The sequence below is a fragment of the Bacillus sp. SRL337 genome (assembly GCF_984799155.1).
Genome location: NZ_OZ481793.1, coordinates 2,326,318 through 2,345,206, shown reverse-complemented (window position 1 = coordinate 2,345,206; position 18,889 = coordinate 2,326,318). Strand labels below are relative to the sequence as shown.

At 41.5% G+C, this 18,889-nt stretch carries 21 protein-coding genes and 1 pseudogene; 18 read left to right on the top strand and 4 right to left on the bottom strand.

Going from position 1 to position 18,889, the window contains the following annotated elements; translation table 11 throughout:
• Window positions 1-80: 80 nt before the first annotated feature.
• The 5 genes from AC4E8A_RS11840 (at window position 81) to AC4E8A_RS11820 (ending at window position 3,615) form a co-directional block, all read left to right on the top strand.
• Complete coding sequence (locus AC4E8A_RS11840; protein WP_490193365.1) at window positions 81-212, top strand: hypothetical protein; 132 nt, start codon at window positions 81-83, stop codon at window positions 210-212.
• A gap of 220 nt (window positions 213-432) precedes the next feature.
• Entirely contained in the window at window positions 433-696 is a 264-nt protein-coding gene (locus AC4E8A_RS11835) for a hypothetical protein (protein ID WP_490193364.1), read from the top strand.
• Between the two features lie 204 nt (window positions 697-900).
• Window positions 901-1,044 (top strand): hypothetical protein, encoded by a 144-nt coding sequence (locus tag AC4E8A_RS11830; RefSeq protein ID WP_490193363.1) that lies wholly within the window; start codon window positions 901-903, stop codon window positions 1,042-1,044.
• 1,094 nt (window positions 1,045-2,138) lie between these two features.
• Window positions 2,139-3,023: a TIGR01777 family oxidoreductase gene (locus tag AC4E8A_RS11825; protein ID WP_490193362.1), complete on the top strand. Its 885-nt coding sequence runs from the start codon at window positions 2,139-2,141 to the stop codon at window positions 3,021-3,023.
• A gap of 121 nt (window positions 3,024-3,144) precedes the next feature.
• Window positions 3,145-3,615 (top strand): DinB family protein, encoded by a 471-nt coding sequence (locus AC4E8A_RS11820; RefSeq protein WP_490193361.1) that lies wholly within the window; start codon window positions 3,145-3,147, stop codon window positions 3,613-3,615.
• A 214-nt stretch (window positions 3,616-3,829) separates the two neighbouring features.
• Here the strand turns inward: AC4E8A_RS11820 and AC4E8A_RS11815 are convergent, their stop codons facing one another.
• On the bottom strand, window positions 3,830-4,411 hold the full coding sequence (locus AC4E8A_RS11815; protein ID WP_490193360.1) for an HAD-IA family hydrolase: 582 nt from the start codon (window positions 4,409-4,411) through the stop codon (window positions 3,830-3,832).
• Window positions 4,412-5,106: 695 nt separating this feature from the next.
• On the opposite strand from AC4E8A_RS11815, the gene AC4E8A_RS11810 reads away from it, so the two are divergent.
• From AC4E8A_RS11810 to AC4E8A_RS11770, 9 genes are all read left to right on the top strand, one after another.
• Window positions 5,107-6,081 carry an SIS domain-containing protein gene (locus AC4E8A_RS11810; protein ID WP_490193359.1) on the top strand — a complete coding sequence of 325 codons (975 nt, stop codon included), beginning with the start codon at window positions 5,107-5,109 and terminating at the stop codon, window positions 6,079-6,081.
• Between the two features lie 57 nt (window positions 6,082-6,138).
• A complete protein-coding gene (locus AC4E8A_RS11805) occupies window positions 6,139-7,419 on the top strand; it encodes an ABC transporter substrate-binding protein (protein WP_490193358.1) in 1,281 nt (426 codons plus the stop codon).
• A gap of 63 nt (window positions 7,420-7,482) precedes the next feature.
• Window positions 7,483-8,364 carry a carbohydrate ABC transporter permease gene (locus AC4E8A_RS11800; protein WP_490193357.1) on the top strand — a complete coding sequence of 294 codons (882 nt, stop codon included), beginning with the start codon at window positions 7,483-7,485 and terminating at the stop codon, window positions 8,362-8,364.
• Between the two features lie 2 nt (window positions 8,365-8,366).
• Complete coding sequence (locus AC4E8A_RS11795) at window positions 8,367-9,254, top strand: carbohydrate ABC transporter permease (protein WP_490193356.1); 888 nt, start codon at window positions 8,367-8,369, stop codon at window positions 9,252-9,254.
• Between the two features lie 12 nt (window positions 9,255-9,266).
• Entirely contained in the window at window positions 9,267-10,085 is an 819-nt protein-coding gene (locus AC4E8A_RS11790; protein ID WP_490193355.1) for a PfkB family carbohydrate kinase, read from the top strand.
• Window positions 10,086-10,149: 64 nt separating this feature from the next.
• Window positions 10,150-10,884, top strand: coding sequence for a GntR family transcriptional regulator (locus tag AC4E8A_RS11785; RefSeq protein WP_490193354.1), 735 nt, complete (start codon window positions 10,150-10,152; stop codon window positions 10,882-10,884).
• 24 nt (window positions 10,885-10,908) lie between these two features.
• Window positions 10,909-11,571, top strand: coding sequence for an HAD family hydrolase (locus AC4E8A_RS11780; RefSeq protein WP_490193353.1), 663 nt, complete (start codon window positions 10,909-10,911; stop codon window positions 11,569-11,571).
• 543 nt (window positions 11,572-12,114) lie between these two features.
• A complete protein-coding gene (locus AC4E8A_RS11775; RefSeq protein ID WP_490193352.1) occupies window positions 12,115-12,993 on the top strand; it encodes an alpha/beta fold hydrolase in 879 nt (292 codons plus the stop codon).
• 82 nt (window positions 12,994-13,075) lie between these two features.
• Window positions 13,076-13,438, top strand: a complete 363-nt coding sequence (locus AC4E8A_RS11770; RefSeq protein WP_490193351.1) for a hypothetical protein — start codon at window positions 13,076-13,078, stop codon at window positions 13,436-13,438.
• Here AC4E8A_RS11770 and AC4E8A_RS11765 read toward each other — a convergent pair.
• Window positions 13,433-14,311: pseudogene (locus tag AC4E8A_RS11765) on the bottom strand (LysR family transcriptional regulator). The gene AC4E8A_RS11770 and the pseudogene AC4E8A_RS11765 overlap by 6 nt on opposite strands.
• A gap of 112 nt (window positions 14,312-14,423) precedes the next feature.
• On the opposite strand from AC4E8A_RS11765, the gene AC4E8A_RS11760 reads away from it, so the two are divergent.
• Window positions 14,424-15,506, top strand: coding sequence for a citrate/2-methylcitrate synthase (locus tag AC4E8A_RS11760; protein ID WP_490193350.1), 1,083 nt, complete (start codon window positions 14,424-14,426; stop codon window positions 15,504-15,506).
• Between the two features lie 100 nt (window positions 15,507-15,606).
• Here the strand turns inward: AC4E8A_RS11760 and AC4E8A_RS11755 are convergent, their stop codons facing one another.
• Entirely contained in the window at window positions 15,607-16,128 is a 522-nt protein-coding gene (locus AC4E8A_RS11755) for a hypothetical protein (RefSeq protein WP_490193349.1), read from the bottom strand.
• The gene (locus tag AC4E8A_RS11750) at window positions 16,121-16,591 is read right to left on the bottom strand and encodes a hypothetical protein (RefSeq protein WP_490193348.1); all 471 of its coding nucleotides are present in this window, start codon (window positions 16,589-16,591) and stop codon (window positions 16,121-16,123) included. Before AC4E8A_RS11750 ends, AC4E8A_RS11755 begins: the two co-directional genes overlap by 8 nt.
• 98 nt (window positions 16,592-16,689) lie before the next feature.
• Between AC4E8A_RS11750 and AC4E8A_RS11745 the strand changes: the two genes are divergently transcribed.
• From AC4E8A_RS11745 to AC4E8A_RS11735, 3 genes are all read left to right on the top strand, one after another.
• Entirely contained in the window at window positions 16,690-16,905 is a 216-nt protein-coding gene (locus AC4E8A_RS11745) for a hypothetical protein (protein ID WP_490193347.1), read from the top strand.
• The gene (locus AC4E8A_RS11740; protein WP_490193346.1) at window positions 16,905-17,258 is read left to right on the top strand and encodes a DUF2200 domain-containing protein; all 354 of its coding nucleotides are present in this window, start codon (window positions 16,905-16,907) and stop codon (window positions 17,256-17,258) included. Before AC4E8A_RS11745 ends, AC4E8A_RS11740 begins: the two co-directional genes overlap by 1 nt.
• A 147-nt stretch (window positions 17,259-17,405) precedes the next feature.
• Window positions 17,406-18,449: a DUF3231 family protein gene (locus tag AC4E8A_RS11735; protein WP_490198724.1), complete on the top strand. Its 1,044-nt coding sequence runs from the start codon at window positions 17,406-17,408 to the stop codon at window positions 18,447-18,449.
• The last annotated feature ends 440 nt before the right edge of the window (window positions 18,450-18,889 follow it).

Here is an 18,889-nt window from a genome sequence, read left to right as displayed (position 1 = left end):
ATTGTGGCGAAGCAATGCAGCTGGTGATGCGTTGTCGTGAGAATGGTACCTGTTGAGTGATGAAATGTAGGAATAGATTCATGAAAAGTGCAGGATCGGGACAGCCGAACGGTGGATTTCATGATTGCTGTCGCGAAAAGACTGGAATCGGGACAGTTGAGTGGTGGAATTCATGGTGGGAGTCGCGAAAAGCCCGGAATCGGGACAGCTGAGTGGCCGATTCCATGATTGCTGTCGCGAAAAGACTGGAATCGGGACAGTTGAGTGGTGGATTCCCTGCTTGGTGTCGCGAAAAGCCCGGAATCGGGACAGCTGAGTGGCCGATTCCATGAAAAGTGTCGCGAAAAGCGAGGAATCGAGACAGCCGAGCGGTGGATACCATGATTGGAGTCGCGAAAAGCCCGGAATCGGGACAGTTGAGTGGCCGATTCCATGATTAGTGTCGCGAAAAGCGAGGAATCGAGACAGCCGAGCGGTGGATACCATGATTGGAGTCGCGAAAAGGCCGGAATCGGGACAGTTGAGCGTCCGATTCCATGGTGGGAGTCGCGAAAAGCCCGGAATCGAGACAGCCGAGCGGTGGATATCATGATTGGAGTCGCGAAAAGGCCGGAATCGGGACAGTTGAGCGTCCGATTCCAGGGTGGGAGTCGCGAAAAGCGAGGAATTGAGACAGCCGAGCGGTGGATACCATGATTGGAGTCGCGAAAAGCCCGGAATCGGGACAGTTGAGTGACCGATTTCATGATTGGTGTCGCGAAAAGCGAGGAATCGAGACAGTTGAGTGGCCGATTCCATGATTAGTGTCGCGAAAAGCCCAGAATCGGGACAGCCGAGCGTCCGATTTCATGGTAGGTGTCACGAAAAGCCCGGAATCGGGACAGTTGAGTGACCGATTCCATGAAAAGTGTCGCGAAAAGCCCGGAATCGGGACAGTTGAGTGACCGATTCCATGAAAAGTGTCGCGAAAAGCCCAGAATCGGGACAGCCGAGCGTCCGATTTCATGGTGGGAGTCGCGAAAAGCCCAGAATCGGGACAGTTGAGCGTCCGATTTCATGATTGGAGTCGCGAAAAGCCCGGAATCGGGACAGTTGAGCGTCCGATTCCATGATTAGTGTCGCGAAAAGCCCGGAATCGGGACAGTTGAGTGACCGATTCCATGAAAAGTGTCGCGAAAAGCCCAGAATCGGGACAGTTGAGTGACCGATTTCATGATTGGTGTCGCGAAAAGCGAGGAATCGAGACAGTTGAGTGGCCGATTCCATGATTAGTGTCGCGAAAAGCCCAGAATCGGGACAGCCGAGCGGTGGATACCATGATTGGAGTCGCGAAAAGCGAGGAATCGAGACAGCCGAGCGGTGGATACCATGATTGGAGTCGCGAAAAGCCCGGAATCGGGACAGTTGAGCGTCCGATTTCATGATTGGAGTCGCGAAAAGCCCGGAATCGAGACAGTCGAGTGGCCGATTCCATGATTAGTGTCGCGAAAAGCCCGGAATCGGGACAGTTGAGTGACCGATTTCAAGAAAAGTGTCGCGAAAAGGCCGGAATCAGGACAGTTGAGCGTCCGATTCCATGATTAGTGTCGCGAAAAGCCCGGAATCGGGACAGTTGAGTGACCGATTTCATGATTGGAGTCGCGAAAAGCCCAGAATCGGGACAGCCGAGCGTCCGATTTCATGGTAGGTGTCACGAAAAGCCCGGAATCGGGACAGCTATGCTCCGATTCCATGATTGGAGTCGCGAAAAGGCCAGAATCGAGACACCGGGCGGCCGATTCCAAGAAGTGAGTCGCAAAAAGCAAGGAACCAAGAAAAACCGGCTGCAAGTTCGAGCAGACAGTCTCAATAGCTGCTGGCACAAAAATAGCAACCTGTCCGTATCCCCAAAAAACCGACGATCAGAACAGATGCCCCCCCAATTTCTCAAAGCAGGGACAGCATTAGCCGTCCTGATTCATGTTGCCATAGGAAGACTCATCGTGCTGATCACTTTTTTCAATAGCCTTTCCCCATAAAGAGACGTATTTCTTGAAGATTAAGAAATACATCTTTTTTTGAGTATATTTTTACCAAATAGTCTGTGATTCTAGTAGAATTTAACTAAACACACTATGTAATGGAAATGGAGTGATTTTATGAAAAAAGTGGTCATAGCAGGAGGGACAGGTTTTATTGGAGAATACCTTAATACTAAATTTACAAAAGCAGGCTATGAGGTCAAAATCATTTCCAGGCAGACACCGAATATTTCCTGGGATGACAAAACAGCCATTGTAGAGGCGTTAGAAGGTGCTGAGCTTCTTATCAACCTGGCCGGGAAGTCCGTGAACTGCCGATACAATGAAGAGAATAAAAAGGAAATCATGGAATCCCGCATCCGAACAACAAGAATGCTGGGTGAAGCAGTTCTTTCGTGCAATCAACCACCCGAGGTTTGGATGAACTCCAGTACAGCAACGATCTATCGTCATGCCGAAGATCGGCCCATGACAGACGAAGAAGGTGAAATTGGGAGCGGGTTCTCTGTTGACGTTGCAACAAATTGGGAAGAAGCGTTCTTTTCCTTTTCCTTACCTGAAACAAGACAAATCGCTTTGCGGATTGCCATCGTTCTTGGCAAAGGCGGCGGTGTCATGATTCCATACAAGAATCTGGTGAGGTTCGGTTTGGGGGGCAATCAGGGGTCTGGAGACCAAATGTTCAGCTGGATTCATATCGAAGATTTATATCAAATCATTCTTTTTTTAAGAGATAAAAAAGAGTTAAGCGGCACCTTTAATTGTTCTGCTCCTAACCCAGTCAGCAATCGTAAGTTAATGAGTAAACTTAGGAAGACCATGAATGTGCCATTTGGTCTCCCGTCACCTAAATGGATGCTTGAAATAGGGTCTCTTCTAATCAAAACAGAAACGGAATTGGTACTTAAAAGCCGATGGGTGGTGCCGGACAGACTCGAACGGGAAGGGTATACCTTTGTTTTCGATACACTGGATAAAACCTTACAGGATATTTTGAGGTGAAAAATTAAGTGGTGTCATTGATATGAGACCGCCTCTTCATTTTTAGATAAGGAAGGAGGAGGTTTTAATAAAATGCAGAACCTAAATAGCTACTGGAACTTTAAAGTTAGGAGGGAAACGAATGAATCGAAGGGATGTACTTTTAAAGCTGTTAAATTCCACTTTCGACAGAGAAAACTGGTATGCACCATTCAGACATGCGATAGAGGGTTTGAATGCTGACCAGGCGAACTGGAAAGCAAGCGGGGAAGCGGCAAAAACGATTTGGGAGAACGTAAATCATCTTACCTATTACAAAGAGAGGCTTGCCGCAAATCTGGAAGGCCGGGAGTGGAAAAATAATCTGGATGGTGATGACACCTTTATGCTTACCGTTCCATCCAATGATGATAACGAATGGAAGAAGGCAGTGGAGCGGGCTGAAAGTGCCCATGTCAAACTTAATCAGGCTTTAAGTACGATTTCTGAACAGGTCCTGGTCCGGGATTCATTGGAAGAAAAACTGCTGGACATTCTGCTTCATGATGCCTATCATACAGGTCAGATCATTCAATTAAGAAAAATGCAAGGGTCATGGCCGGGGAAACGCTGAGTCAATGGTCGGCCAGAAAGGTAAGAGCATAAGGCACTGGACTTTTTTAAAAGTTCCATGCAGGTGGTGTTTTCATTCCACTAATCCTGCTGGTCATACCTCAATAAATGCCAGTCATGTAAAAACGTGATGCGGGAAACAAAATGGGCGGCTCCTTCTGAAAGGTGCCGCCTTAGCTATATCCCTGAAAAATTGATTAGTTTGCTGAATCATATTATGTAGTTGGATTATTGGCAAATAGATCCAATCTAAAAAAGTCAGCGTAATCCTGCAGCTGATAATCAGCAATCTCGCACTCACTCTGAAAAATACACGTGGCGATCCCCAATTGGTTAGCGGGAATCAAATCCAGTTCCCTGTCTCCGATCGCCAAGTCGATTCCATGCTTGTGGTGCAAGTAAACATAAGCTTCGGGGTCGGGCTTCCGGGCATAGCCATCGTCAATCGTCACAATGTCAGAAAAATACTTCTCCCAGCCATAGTGCTTCAAAATCGCCATGACGCCTTTCCTTGACTTGTGTGTCATGATGACATTCTTGTCTGCCCACTTAAGAACTTTTTCTACATGCTCAAATGGTTTCATATCTTCAGGAGCTAGTTTTTTCCTTAGTTCAATTAGAGCTGCTTCATCTTCTTGGGAAAACTGATAATAATTCATAGCATGTGTATAGGATATTTTCAGCTGCTTGTAGATGTCTTCAGGGTCAGCATTTTCTCCAAGCACAGTCGAAAGCACCTTGGTATAAGCGGGATATGTATCAAACAATGTTCCGTCAAAGTCCCATAGAATATTCATTTAATCACCCTTCTGAAATTTTTTGTTCTGTTCCCTAACCATACATTCTATTTATTAAGGGAAAGTCCTTTTTTTAATTCGTTCAAAGATCAGTACCTAAATAGTTAGTTTGCTGATATTAACAGCTTTAGGTAGTTGGTATAGAGTTATAAGAACAAGTATGTTGGAGAAGGAGTACGAACCGGAGTATAATTTTTTAATCAACGAAGATCATTTATATAATTCACAAAGTACGTTGCTGAGGCTGTGTTAGCCAGATTTGCAATTGGCTGGTTTGCCATGTAAGGATGAGCGTAGAAATACTGTTGTCTAAGATAGGGAGATTGAAAAAAGGCTTTTCCACTCATATGGGAAAGTCTTTTTTTGTTATAAACGTAATCTTCTATCAAGAGTAAAAAATTATCTCAGTATTTTTAATTGAATTACTTACATAAGCAGAGTGGACATTCCAAAAAAGAAGTCACTCTTTTTTATTATTCTACTATATATTCACAACGACTTTTGCAAAATAAGTCGTTATTTGTTTATTGAAAATATTAAGAAAATTATAAAAACAGTATTGACCTATAACGTCATATGACGTATTATAATCAACAATATGATGTTATGAGACATCATAAAATTTCGGAGGTGCTTTTATGACACAATCATTATCTCAATCGGCAATTAAAAAGAACGGAAAGGAGGGAACTTCAATGAAGCAAGAACATGTTAATCAAATCCAAAATGCCATTGAAGAAATCCAAAACAAAAACATTCAAAATGTATTTTTCGTAGCATGCGGCGGATCAATGGCATCCTTATCATTCGGGGATTATTTCCTAACAAAGGATACTGGTAAACCAAGTTTTGTGTACACTTCAAATGAATTTGTTCACTTGGATCCTAAATCTTTGAATGAAAATAGTCTGGTTATCCTTCGGTCTCATTCTGGAACAACACCTGAAACAGTTAAGGCAGCTACATATGCACGAAATAAAGGTGCTCTGACGGTTGCCATCTCTATGGATGTTGAATCTCCACTCTGTAAAGAAGCAGAATATGTCCTCCACTACAATTATAAAGACGGATCAGATGCCATTGATGGCGAAATAGGAATCTTCTACACATTCATCTTTAAACTCTTGAAAACATTTACAGGAGATGAAAAATATGATCGAGGTATTAACCAATTACGTAATCTTGGACAATTGATTGAAAAGAATCAGGTGGAGCATAAAGAAGCGGCATTTGAATTCGGCAAGCGTAATAAAAGAGAAAAGACAATCTATACCATGGCAAGCGGTGCATACATCCATCATGCCTACTCATTCACGAGCTGCCTTCTAATGGAGATGCTATGGATCAATTCCAATGCTATTCATTCAGGAGAATATTTCCACGGGCCATTTGAAATAACAGATTTTGATGTTCCATTCCTGCTGATTGTCGGTGAAGGGCCAAGTAAGCCACTAGATGAACGTGCATTGGATTTTGTCACAAAATACAGTGACAATGTAGAAGTAGTAGACGTTACCAAGTTTGATTACAGCGGTGTGGATGGAGACTTGAAAGAGTACTTTGGTCCTGCATTAGCAGGTCCAGTAATGCGTCTTTATGCTGATGGTTTAGCAGAATATACAGGTCATCCTCTTTCTGTAAGAAGATATATGTGGAAAATGGAGTATTAATTTTCATAGAATTGGTGTAAAATCTTTTAAAAAATACGGTATGGATGAGGGGATTATATGAAAAAAGTGATCAGCCTTCTTTTAGCAGGGGTAACCGCAGCTGGTATTCTATCAGGATGCAACTCATCTGTTGGGTCAAGTTCCGGTGCAAATGAGGACGAGGTCGTTATCGACTTCTTTCACCGCTGGCCAAATGAACCGAGAAAATCATTCTATGATGAGAAAATCAAAGAGTTCGAGGAATCTCATCCCGGTGTGACGATTAATGTTGACTCTGTTCTGAATGATTCATACAAGGAAAAGATCAGAGTGTTGGTGTCGAATGAAGGTTTGCCGGATATCTTCTCATCATGGTCAGATTCCTTTGCTGAGAATCTCGTAAGTTCCGGGAGAATTAAAGAATTGAATGATGTCATCAACGAAGATCAAGAATGGAGCGGGAACATCCTTGAATCACAGTATGGAGGCTTTACTTTTGATAACGTTACGTATGGCATTCCCTTTACTGTAGATGGAAAAGCTTTTTTCTACAACAAACAGATTTTTAAAGAAAATAATCTTAATGTTCCGAAAACTTACGAAGAGTTGATCAAGGCATTGGATGATTTACAATCTGCTGGATATGAGACTCCTCTTGTTGAAGGTTTGACGAATGCATGGGCTGTTTCTCACTATATGGGGACGATTTTTGACAGGGTAGTCGATCCTGAGGTTCGTGAACAAGACTACGAGCTTGTAAGTGATGCCCCTTTCACCGACAAGGGTTATATCAAAGGACTCGAAATCTTTCAGGAATTGACCACTTATATGGGTGATGTTTCTACAGCAATCGATCATGAAGCAGCCAGAAATATGTTTGCTGCAGGTGAAGTTCCCGTCCTTTATATGCAATTTGCCGAAGTAGGCTTGGTTCAAGACATTGGAGATGTGGACATTGGTTTCTTTAACTTCCCCGAGGTGGAGGATGGAGAAGGGCGAGCGGATTCTCTAACGGGTGCACCTGAAGGATGGATGCTCAGCAAGGATGCACCTGAAGAAGCTGTTGAGTTTCTGAAATTCTTGACTTCTGAGGAAACAGCTCAGGAATTCACAGAAACAGATGGCCAGTTAAATGCTATCAAGAATGGAGTAACTGAAGAAAACACAAGTTCTACCAGCTATGAAGCTTACCAGATTGTGATGGATGCACCTAGTACAGCATCGTGGTTTGATAATGCAGTAGATATCAGTATAGCCGATATCTTCATGCGTGGAGGCCAGGAACTCGCTACTAAACAAAAGAAACCAGAGGACATAATGAAAGAGGTACAAGACGAAGCAGCTAAAATAAGTCAGTAAAGGGGAGGGCCCTGACATTCGGGTGTCGGGGCTTTCTAACTATCTTGAAAGTGGGTGATACGTATGGCGAAAAGAATTAACTTAATACCAATTTTATTTTTATTGCCTACAGTACTATTTTTAGGTGTTTTCATTTACATACCCCTAATTCAAAACTTCTATAATAGTTTCTTTGACTTTAATGTATTCTCTGATTCCAAAACCTTTGTAGGATTAAGTAACATAAAAGAATTATTCCAGGATAATGTGATCGGAATTGCATTCTTAAACAATGTAAAATATGCCATTATATCTGTCGTTTTTCAGATATTCTTCGCCCTGATTTTGGCGAGTGTCCTGGAGGATAAGTTGTTTCACAGAGTAGCTCCGGCACTAAGAGTCATATACTTCATTCCAGTTATGATCTCCATATCAGTCATCGCGCTATTGTTTGGATTTGTTTACAATCCTCAAATTGGTATATTGAACAGCTTCATGGAGCTGATCGGTTTAGGGGATCTTGCAAGGCCATGGCTTGGGAATTCAGAAACGGCGATTTATAGTGTCATCGCTATGTCACAATGGCAAAGCATCGGTTTGATTACCATGTTATTCATCGTAGCGATTCAAAAAATCCCAAATGAATTGTATGAGGCATCTCGAATCGATGGGGCAGGCAAGGTACGTCAATTCTTTCATATAACCCTTCCACAAGTAAAAGAAACGATGTTTGTGAATCTATTAATTACAGTAACTGGTTCGATTTTGGTTTTTAACGAACCGTATATCCTAACCAATGGAGGCCCAGGGAACAGTTCTATGACACTGGCAGTCCATATGTATCAGAATGGATTCTTTAAGGACAACATGGGTTATGCTTCCTCGATCGCAACGCTTATGTTTTTGCTGTCAGCTATCTTTGCTTTAGTCCAAATTAAAGTGTCTAAAACAGGAAAGGAAGATTGAGGATGAAAATAGAAACCCTTACACCTGAAAAATCAATTTTCCCATCCGCCAAAAGAAGTTACATGCCGATTAGAACCCGTATCACTAGAAATTTGATCTTCCTTGGCTTATTGATTTTTGCACTAATGGTTCTATACCCACTTTTCTGGATGATTATCTCTTCTTTTAAAAGTTATCAAGAAATCTATTCAAATGTTTGGGCATTGCCTAGTGAATGGCACTTTGAAAATTACAAATTAGCTTGGGAAAAAGGAATTCAAAACTATTTTATAAATAGTACTTACGTTACTGGGTTTTCCATACTTCTTACTGTGATATCCGGTACAATGGCTGCATTTATTTTGGCTCGTTATCGCAATCGCTGGATTGATGCCGCTCTTCTATTTATTATAGGCGGATTGATGATGAATCCAGAGGTGGCTTTAATTCCTCTATTTGAGATTTTATCGTTCCTTCATTTAATTGATACTAGGTGGGCGTTAATTCTAACTTATGTAGCTTACAGGCTTCCGCTTACAATCATCTTAATACGGGCCTTTTTCATAACAGTTCCGCATGAACTTTCAGAATCTGCGTTAATCGATGGCTGCAGTGAATTTGGAATCTATTGGAGAATTTACTTGCCATTATCAATCCCCATTGTCATTACGTCCGTGATTATCAATGCATTTTATGCTTGGAATGAATTCTTATTTGCAACGGTTTTTATCAATTCCAGTGAATTGAAAACGATTCCATCAGGGTTGATGGTCTTCAGGGATGCATTACGAACGGATTGGGGAGTCTTATTATCCGGTATGGTGATTGCATCAGTACCTATGATTATATTATTGATTGTTCTTCAAAAATATTTAGTTCGAGGCTTATCAGAAGGCTCAGTGAAAGGGTAGGGATAAAGACATATGAAATTACTTACTGTTGGTGATAATGTCGTAGACTGTTATCTAGATCGAAACGAGTATTTTCCTGGAGGGAATTGTGTTAACGTAGCTGTTAATGCGAAGCGGAATGGTGCAAGTAGTGTAGCGTACATTGGAATTTTCGCTACGGATGAACCAGCAAAACATATCCAAGAAGTACTGAAGAAGGAAGGAATTGACATCCAATATGCAAGGGAAGCTACTGGCATCACGGGACAACCAAAAGTAGCATTAACAAAAGATAATGACAGGGTTTTTGTTGGAGGCCCTAAAGACACTGTTCAGCATCGGTTTAAAATACAGCTTATCCCCGAGGAACTGGACTACATTAAGCAATTTGATTTATGTCATGTTAGCTGTTACTCATCAATGGAAAGTGAACTTCCTAAACTCTCTCAACAAATAAACGTTTCTTATGACTTTTCCAATCGTAAAGATATAGAGTACATTTCATCTATTGCTCCCTTTGTCTCTTATGCTTTCTTCTCAGCAGCTGAACTCTCGGAGCAAGAACTTCAGGATTTCATCACGGACCTGGCTCCCTTTCAATTTGAAATCATCGGCGTAACCCGTGGAGGAAATCCTGCTGTATTTATTCATGATCACAAGGTGTATCAGCAGACGTTATGGCCAATTCAAGTAGTGGATACCATGGGTGCAGGAGATAGTTTGATTGCCGGGTTCCTAACCGAGTATGTTAAGAACCATAATATAGAGAAAGCAATCGAAAAGGGAACCATGTCTGCTGAAAGGACCTGCCAGGAATACGGAGGTTTCGGCTATCCTGCTAAAATGGGATGAATTTCATTTCAGCTCTTTTTCATGTATAATTATTTGTAAAATTAAGATATTGAGGCGTTGAAAAATGGAAAAAGACAATCCTGGTCGCGATCAGTTCTACTTATACGAAGAAATTATGACCGGACTAAAAAAATATATAGATTCTAATGGATTGAAAGAAGGGGATCGCATCCCCACTGAGAAAGAGCTCGGTGAATTGTTTAAGGGCAGCCGGATATCAATCAGGCGTGCCATTAAGGAACTTGTAGAGGAAGGAACTCTTAAAATTGTCAGGGGTAAAGGAACGTTCGTCAGTGCTCCTCGAAAAGAGATTCATTTGTTGGATTTGCAGGGTTTTTCAGAAGGCCTAACCACTGAAAACGATACTATTACCAAAGACATTCTTTCTATACAAAGAGTAAAAAGCAATACTCACTTAAATAAAATTTTCCACAATAAATATGATGAGTATATTGAACTTGTAAGAAAAGTTTTCCGTAATGACCAGGCACTCAGCTTGGACTATGCTTATTTACCGGTGGATCTTTATCCGGGAATTGAAGAAAAAATAGCTCCTGAAAGTTCTACCTTTAAAATTATCAATGATGAATATGGGATTGAATTTAAAAAAGTGAACAAAAACCTGGAGTTTGTTCATCCTGATGAGGAACTTCAAGCCCAATTAAAGGTGAACAGTTTTAATTTGCTTGTCTTAGTGGATAAAGTTATATACGGGGAAAGCCAGTCACCGGTCCATTATTCAAAGTACTATTTAATTGCGGAACGGGTGAAATTAAGGTTGGAACATGATATCACTTAACATTTAATGTAGAGGATGAGGTGAATGTATAAAGCGGTCATTTTTGACTTTGATGGACTGATTTTAGATACGGAAACCTTGCACGTTGAAGTATTTCAAGAAATGTTCAGCCACCATGAAATGGAATTTCCATATTATGAATGGATTCAAAACATTGGTTCTAAAAGTAATGTATCTATATATGATGTGCTGGATAGGCAACTGGTAACGAAAAAAGTCGACAGGAAACGATGGAAGGCTCATAATCAGCAAAAGTTTAATGAACGCATAATGAATCTCGGCCCTCGTCCCGGGGTCGTGGAATACTTGACTGCCGCGCAAACAGAAGGATTAAGGATTGGTTTGGCATCCAGCTCAAATCACACTTGGGTTTCTACTCACTTAGAGAATCTTAGTTTGAGTCCTTTTTTTGAAACGATACGGACAGCTGATGATGTTGAAAAAGTGAAGCCGGATCCCGCACTTTATAAATTGGCTGTGAATGATTTGGGTGTTTCCCCTTCGGAATGTCTCGCTTTTGAGGACTCTGCGAATGGGGCACTTGCTGCCATAGAGGCAGGCTTAACTTGTATCCTTGTCCCCAACCATACGACTAAACACTTGGAGTTTCCAGTAGTCAAACGCCGGATGAGTTCAATGAGTGATTTGTCATTGGGGAAATTGCTAGAGGAGTTAAGTTTAAAATAACACATCAAAAGAAAGAAATGAATTTACTACATGGCCCCCCTATATTTAGAATCAATAAGTATATAAGGGGGAGCCAACTTGATATGCTTCAAATCGCTTCTTAAAATTCTCTTCATTATGAATTCTACAGAAAGTACTCCCGGTTTCTATCGCATTCTTGGCTATGCCGGGATGAATACCTGTTAAAATAATTTTTACTCCGACTTATTTATCTCAATCTGCAATTCTGAATCAATCTTCGTTAATCCCTATAGATCAAAGATAACGCTTCCCTAAGTATACATCCCATTACTCCGGTTGTCCTTTCAGAATTCACTTCACCACTGATGGGAACGGATAACAGTTGAATCTGCAAGGTCTTTCTTTCTATGTCCCGAACGTTGCCAAGGATTCTGGGATCTAGATCAAGAAGTAGAATAAATTTTTCAAAATGGGTAAATGAATCCACCATTTCTTTCTGAAAATTGGACGATAGCAGTAGGTGAATGGACCGTCTCTGTTGAATTAGTATACCAATAGGCAAAAGTCAGGCGGGGATGAAAGATGAAACAAACATCCATTTACAAAAGCAAAGAAGGCAAACAGGTGATCACGCAGCACTATGAGGACTATGTGACATCACTGGGCATTAAGGTCGAAAGGGTCTATGTGGATACCAGTTACGGAATCACCCATGTCCTTACAGCAGGTCCTCCGAATGGAAAACCGTTGTTTATTTTTCAGGGTGGGAACTGTATCAATCCTATGACGCTTTCCTGGTTTTCTACCTTAGCGGATACCTATAGAATTTATGCCCCCGACACGATAGGCCACCCAGGTTACAGCGATGAAACCAGGATCTCTGCCAGGGATCACAGTTTTGCGGAGTGGATTGAAGAACTGATGTACTATTTCGAGGTGAAGCGCAGCGCCTTCATCGGACCTTCTTATGGAGGAGGAATCATTTTACGATTGGCCGCCTATAAACCGGAAAAGATCGCCTGCTCTGTGTTGGTTTCTCCAGCAGGGATCAATATGGGCTCGAAAGTAAAAATGATCAAAGATGTTTTGATTCCATTACTTTTGTTCAAACTGAACTCATCAGAAAAACACCTTGGTAAGATAGCCGATGCCTTATCAGGCTCTGCCATGAAAAAGGTGGATCAAGAAATTATCGGGGATATTTTCAGACACGTAAAACTCGAGCAGGATATGCCTAAATTAACAACAAAAAAAGAGTTGAGAAATTATACAGCCCCCACCTTGGTTATAGCCGGGAAGAACGATATCTTTTTTCCCGAAAAGAGTCTGAAATCGACTGCAAGAGAAATAATGCCTCATCTAACGGCTTTGAAATCTTTTGATATGGGCCATTTTCCTTCCGGCCAGTATGTAATGGACATGAACCAGGAGATCAGAGGCTTCCTTGATACCTATTACTAGGCACTTTTATAAAAATTTTTTAATACCGGAATCAATCCATAACCAGCCCCTTATACATAAATAAAAGGGGGGAGGCGCTGACATGAATTTCAATATCGAAAGAGCCAAGCTGCTGGCGGTCAATCTTCAAGGATTCATTGACTTGGTCGATCGAACAGTTGAGCAGCATTCATTCATCGTACTAAATAAGGATATCCTGTACCGTTTAAAACTGCTTATGGAGGAGTTCCGATTTCAAATCTTGGCAGATGAATTGTTTCGATTGACCAAATACGAGAGCGAAGAAAAGCAAACCTTGATGAACATTGAAAAGGTGAACGAAAAAATCGTTATTCTCGAAGAATTTGTTCAACAAAACTATGATGATTTGTTTCTATTTTCCGGACGGGTTCATAGCATCCGGTTGATTATTGAGATGTTTAACGAGCAGGGCAGGGGGCTATAATCTGAACCCTGAAAGGAACTTCAGAAATTCCTTTTGTTCCTTGTGTTCATATTTCAAAATCGCGTACGTTTCGGCTTCCGGCAACTTGAAGATATTAGTGCGGACCTCCAACAGCCTGCCTTCCAACAGCTCGCGTCTGACTGTTGAGGAGGGGAGATAGGAGACTCCGAGGCCTTCGACAATGAACCGCTTCGTTATATGAATTTGCGAAACTTCCATCATGCGTGTCGCCGGATAAAACGATTTTATAGTCCGGCATAAGTCATTCCATTAGTCTGGGTGGTTATGGGTCAGCAGGTAATTGTGGGCCAGGAGTTCTTCTTCGTCAAGGGGATAAGCCGATTCAGCATCCCGTCCATCATGAGGTGCCACCATGATCACCTTGTCTGTGTAAAGCAATTTCGTTTCCAATTGAGGATGAAACGTTCCCAGGCAGGACAAGCCGATATCGACTCTTTCTTCCAGGACCGCTTTTTCAATCTCTGTCGACTCAATGATTTTGACTGAGATCTCGACTTCAGGATGTTTTTTCAGATACTGTTTTAATACATAGGGAAGGACATTATCGGCGATCAATGGCGAAATCGCGATCGTCAATTTTGCTGTGTATCCCTGCCTGTACGATTGAAGCTCCGTAATGCCATCTTCATAAAACCCGATCAACTGGCGGGCATGATTCAAATATAATCTGCCGGCCTCTGACAACTTAAGCGTTTTTCCTTCTCTGTCAAACAAGGAGACCCCAAGTTCTTTTTCCAATTGTTTAATATGTACTGTCACTGATGGCTGCGAGATGAAAAGCACCTCTGATGCCTTTCTGAAATTACTGTACTGTGCAGCCGTAATGAATGTCCTTAACCAGTTCAGTTCCATGCGCTTCACCCCTTAATTAACAATTTAAATCAAACGCTTTAAATATCATTAATTTTCTTAATTGTATGTCTATTATACAATGAATTTAATGACAATAAAGGGGTGTGAGGAAATGTTTCAACAAGGCTTAAAAGGTATTGTGGCAGCCGAGACGAAGATCAGCCATATAGATGGGGAAAAGGGAATCTTAATTTACCGCGGGAAGGAAATCCGGGAAATAGCGGAAAGGCTGTCGTTCGAGGAAACGGCCTATCTGCTTTGGTATGGGCAGCTGCCTTCCCAAACTGAGGTGGAAGAATTGCAGTCGAAGCTGCGTCAAAACCGGACTTTGACAGCACCAATGAAAGCCCTCATCAGGGAGCTTCCAAAAGATATGGACATGATGAGTGTGCTGAGAACCGCTGTGTCAGCAGAAGGTTCAACCACCTATTCCTGGAAACCGACGATTGACCAGGCAATCAGGCTGACGGCAGTCATTCCGTCCATCATTGCGTACCGGCACAGCCTGCAGGAGGAAACACCTTATGTCGAACCAGATCCTGAAATGGATCATGTGGCTAACTATCTCTATATGTTAACTGGCGATATACCTTCGGAGCCTGTGGCCAATGCACTGGAGACCTATATGATTCTGACGCTCGAACATGGCATGAATGCCTCCGCATTCTCAGCGCGGGTAACGGCTTCCAGTGAATCCGATATGGTATCGGCCATCACTTCTGCAATCGGCACGATGAAAGGTCCGCTGCATGGCGGAGCTCCTGCAGGTGTGATGGACTTGCTGAACGAAATCGGGACAACGGAAAGAGCGGAAAGCGTCATAAGAGAAATGGTAATGAATGGGGAAAGACTGATGGGGTTTGGCCATAGGGTCTACAAAACTCATGACCCTCGTGCGGTTGCATTAAGGAAGAAACTGTTGGAATCAAGCGGGGCCGACCCTTCACTGGACCTTGCCCTTCATGTTGAGGCAACGGCCATTGAGGTGTTGGAAGAGGTGAAACCCGGCAGGTCACTCTATACGAATGTCGAATTTTACGCTGCAGCCATCATGAAATCGATCGACCTAAAGACGGAGCTTTTCACCCCGACATTCACGGCTAGCCGGGTGGTAGGCTGGACTGCACATGTCCTGGAGCAGGCTGAAAACAACGTGATATTCCGCCCGCAATCGGAGTATATCGGCGAGATGTAAAAGGGAATGCTTCCTATTAATCCCCCCTCACTGCTAGTCGGTTCTTGACCGATTATGCAGTGTAAGGGAGGGTTTTTCTTTTTTGTACTATCCAGATTTTTCAACGGGGATTGACGCAGGTCTGGTGAGTTTGCCAAATCTTTATTAAATAGGTTATAGCAAATACACTCAACGTATAAACCAGTACATAAGAGAGCAGGGAATAACCTATATTCCAATCATGGTTGTAGTTGAAAACGTTAAACTTTACTGAAATCCACTCAATGAAAGTAGTCAGTAAGCACCATAAAAGAACGAATAAACATACAGTGAACTTTCTTTCCTTCAATTTATAAAATATATAAGAGAAGAAATAACCAAAAAACGGATAGTTAACGCCATATATCAACAGGTCAAATACCTCCAATTTTGAAGAATCCATGACTTTATAAAAATCATAAGGATAATCCACTCCGATTAAAATGTCTGCAGTGAATCCTAGTACAGCAAAATATAAAAGAATGGTTAAAGTCATACCCTTGGGCAGTATTTTAGGAACCGCAAGGAAAAGTAGGATTAAAAGAGCCATCGTTATAAGGACAAAATATTCATTTGTGTCAAAATGGATAGGGAAATTAAACATGTGAACCCACTTTCTTCGGGACAGTTAAATCAATGAAATGATAAAAGACAATAACCATAAAGGTTAGGGAATACCAAAGAAGCAGTGATAAACCGAAATTCCATTCAATGTAAAGAATGACACCCAGACGTTCCACCCCGACCTCTGCCAGGCTTAATATAAAGGGGCACATCAACGCTGCAAACACTTTGAGCGGACGTAATGGTTTACGGTATAGGTTCATGATGGTAAGGAAAGCGAGGGGAACTACTATATACTGCAAGAGTATATAGGTCAGGTAAGGATCAGGATTCATTGGTTTTTTTATATACCCTAAGTTGCTGGATATTGAATTGAACAGCAAACCAGAGCTGAGTAAAATAAACAACCACAACGGAATGACCTTTATTTTAGGAAGTGTATTTATGATACAAAATCCTATACATCCTATAATAGAGATAAGAATAAAAGAAAAAGTAAGCACGCTCTTCCCCCGATTCTACATTAATAGAAATAGTATTCCTTCATAACCATTTTTTATTAAGAAGTAAACAATGATAGCACCGGGAAGGGAATGGCAGTTTGGCAGCACAACTGGAAGTAAAAAGCAGAAAAGAATATAAGGATGAGTTAGTTTATGTTGCTATTTCACTGAATGGAAAGCGAATTATTAGATCGAAAAGCCCTGGTATACAACCAAAACATACGCCCTTTGCCTTTGGGTTTTTTCCAAGAGCAACATTCAATACGAAAACAGCCTATAATAAAGAAAATAGCAAAGATAAGGAGTGTGTTTAATGAAAAAGCATAGAATCTTTACGACGAGTTTCGCAAGTGTATATCCACATTATCTTGCGAAAGCAGAAAAGAAAGGCCGTTCTAAAGCAGAAGTCGATACAATCATCAGATGGCTGACTGGATATAGCCAGGAAGAGCTGGATACACAATTGGAAAAACATACAGACTTTGAGACCTTTTTTGCTGAGGCTCCTCAAATGAATCCTTCGCGAATGTTCATTAAAGGAGTAATCTGCGGTGTCCGAGTGGAAGAAATCGAAGAACCCATAATGCAGGAAATTCGCTATCTGGATAAAATGATTGATGAATTAGCAAGAGGAAAAGCGATGGAGAAGATTTTGCGGTCCGAATGACTTCCCCATTTTCTGGGGGGAGGTCTTTTTTTTTGAGGTACACTCCTATGATTTCCTTGGTAAAGGAGCTCCGGAAGAGAGTGCAATCAAGAGAATAAGAATCCTGTTACGTTGAATACTAAAAAAAACGTCGGGAAAGGATTATCCATGAAAACAATCAAGCCGTTGAAAATAGAGTCATACAAGACAAACACAAACGAAAAGCTAACATCTGCAGAAATGGGAAAACTTTGGGCCACCTATATGGGAAACAGCATGTCTAAACAGATTTTGAGGTACTATCTTCAGCATGTGGAAAATCAAGATATCAAAATCCTTTTAGAAAATGCATTGATGCTAAGTACAGAATTCATGGAAACTATAAAACAAATCATGGATAAGGAAGGGTTTCCGTATCCAAAAGGTTTCAGTGACGAGGATGTTAATCTGGGCGCACCACGGCTGTTTCAAGACGAATACTATGTACATTATTTAAAATATGCAGTAAAGGCCGGATTGAGTATTTATCAAGTAGCCATACCACTTGTTTATAGAAAAGATGTGAAAGAGTTCTTCCGGTATGCCATGGATGCCACCATGGATTTGACTGACCAGATTAAAGAGATTTTAATGGGAAAAGGACTGATTATAAAACCACCCATCATTCCTGTTCCGGAGCAGCCCAATTTCTCTAGTAAGAATTTTTTGAATGGATTCTTAGGAGATGTTCGTCCGCTGCATGCGTTAGAAATCGCCCACTTTTATGATAACATTGAAAACAATGTCACAAGTAAAGCCTTGATCCTGGCATTCGCTCAAGTAGTAAAGGACGAAAAGATAAGGGAATTGTTTGAGTTTGGTCGTGAAATGACGGGTAAAAACGTTGAACAATACATGAAGATGCTTCATAAAGAGGATTTACCCACGCCCTCTTTCCTAGATGATTTGGTGACCGATTCTACTTTCTCCCCATTTTCGGATAAGTTAATGCTTTTTCATAAGATGGATATGTTTTCAATGAAGATTAGAGCTTTTGGGAATTCAGTGGCTGTCAATGGTAGGCACGATGTAGGTCTTCTTTATTCTAAATCGCTTATGAAACTTTCCAAATTTGTTGAAATGGCTGCCAGAATCATGATTGAAAAAGGCTGGATGGAACTGCCGCCGCTTGCGGCCGATCGAAATAAATTATCTTCTCCTGAAAAAAACTGATACGGGTGAAGGTATCTAAGCTTGAAGTAGAAAGGTGAGCAGAGAACTGCTCACCTTTTGTATGCAATAAGATCGACAATTGATGGCTGTTTGGGACGTCCATCTTTATAAGCGGACAGGCAATTGGGCAGATACTGATTTACCACGATGGACAGCTCTGCGTTTGTGAATGCTGCTTTCCTCTCACTGGTTACATCAAAAATCCCTTATTACCGCCGCAGCTCCACTTGGTACATGTTAAAATCCTTAGGCATATTCCACCCGGCTTTCTAATCCTGAATAGTACCAATTTCGTAATTTATTGAAAAAGATTATGATTTGTTAATGAAAGGGTAATCCATCGAACCTGTTTGTATAATAGTCCAACTCTGGTAAAATAAGTATGGAAATAAAATTAGAAAATTCCGTTAAAGGATAGCTTGATTTTGAGAAAAAGGCAG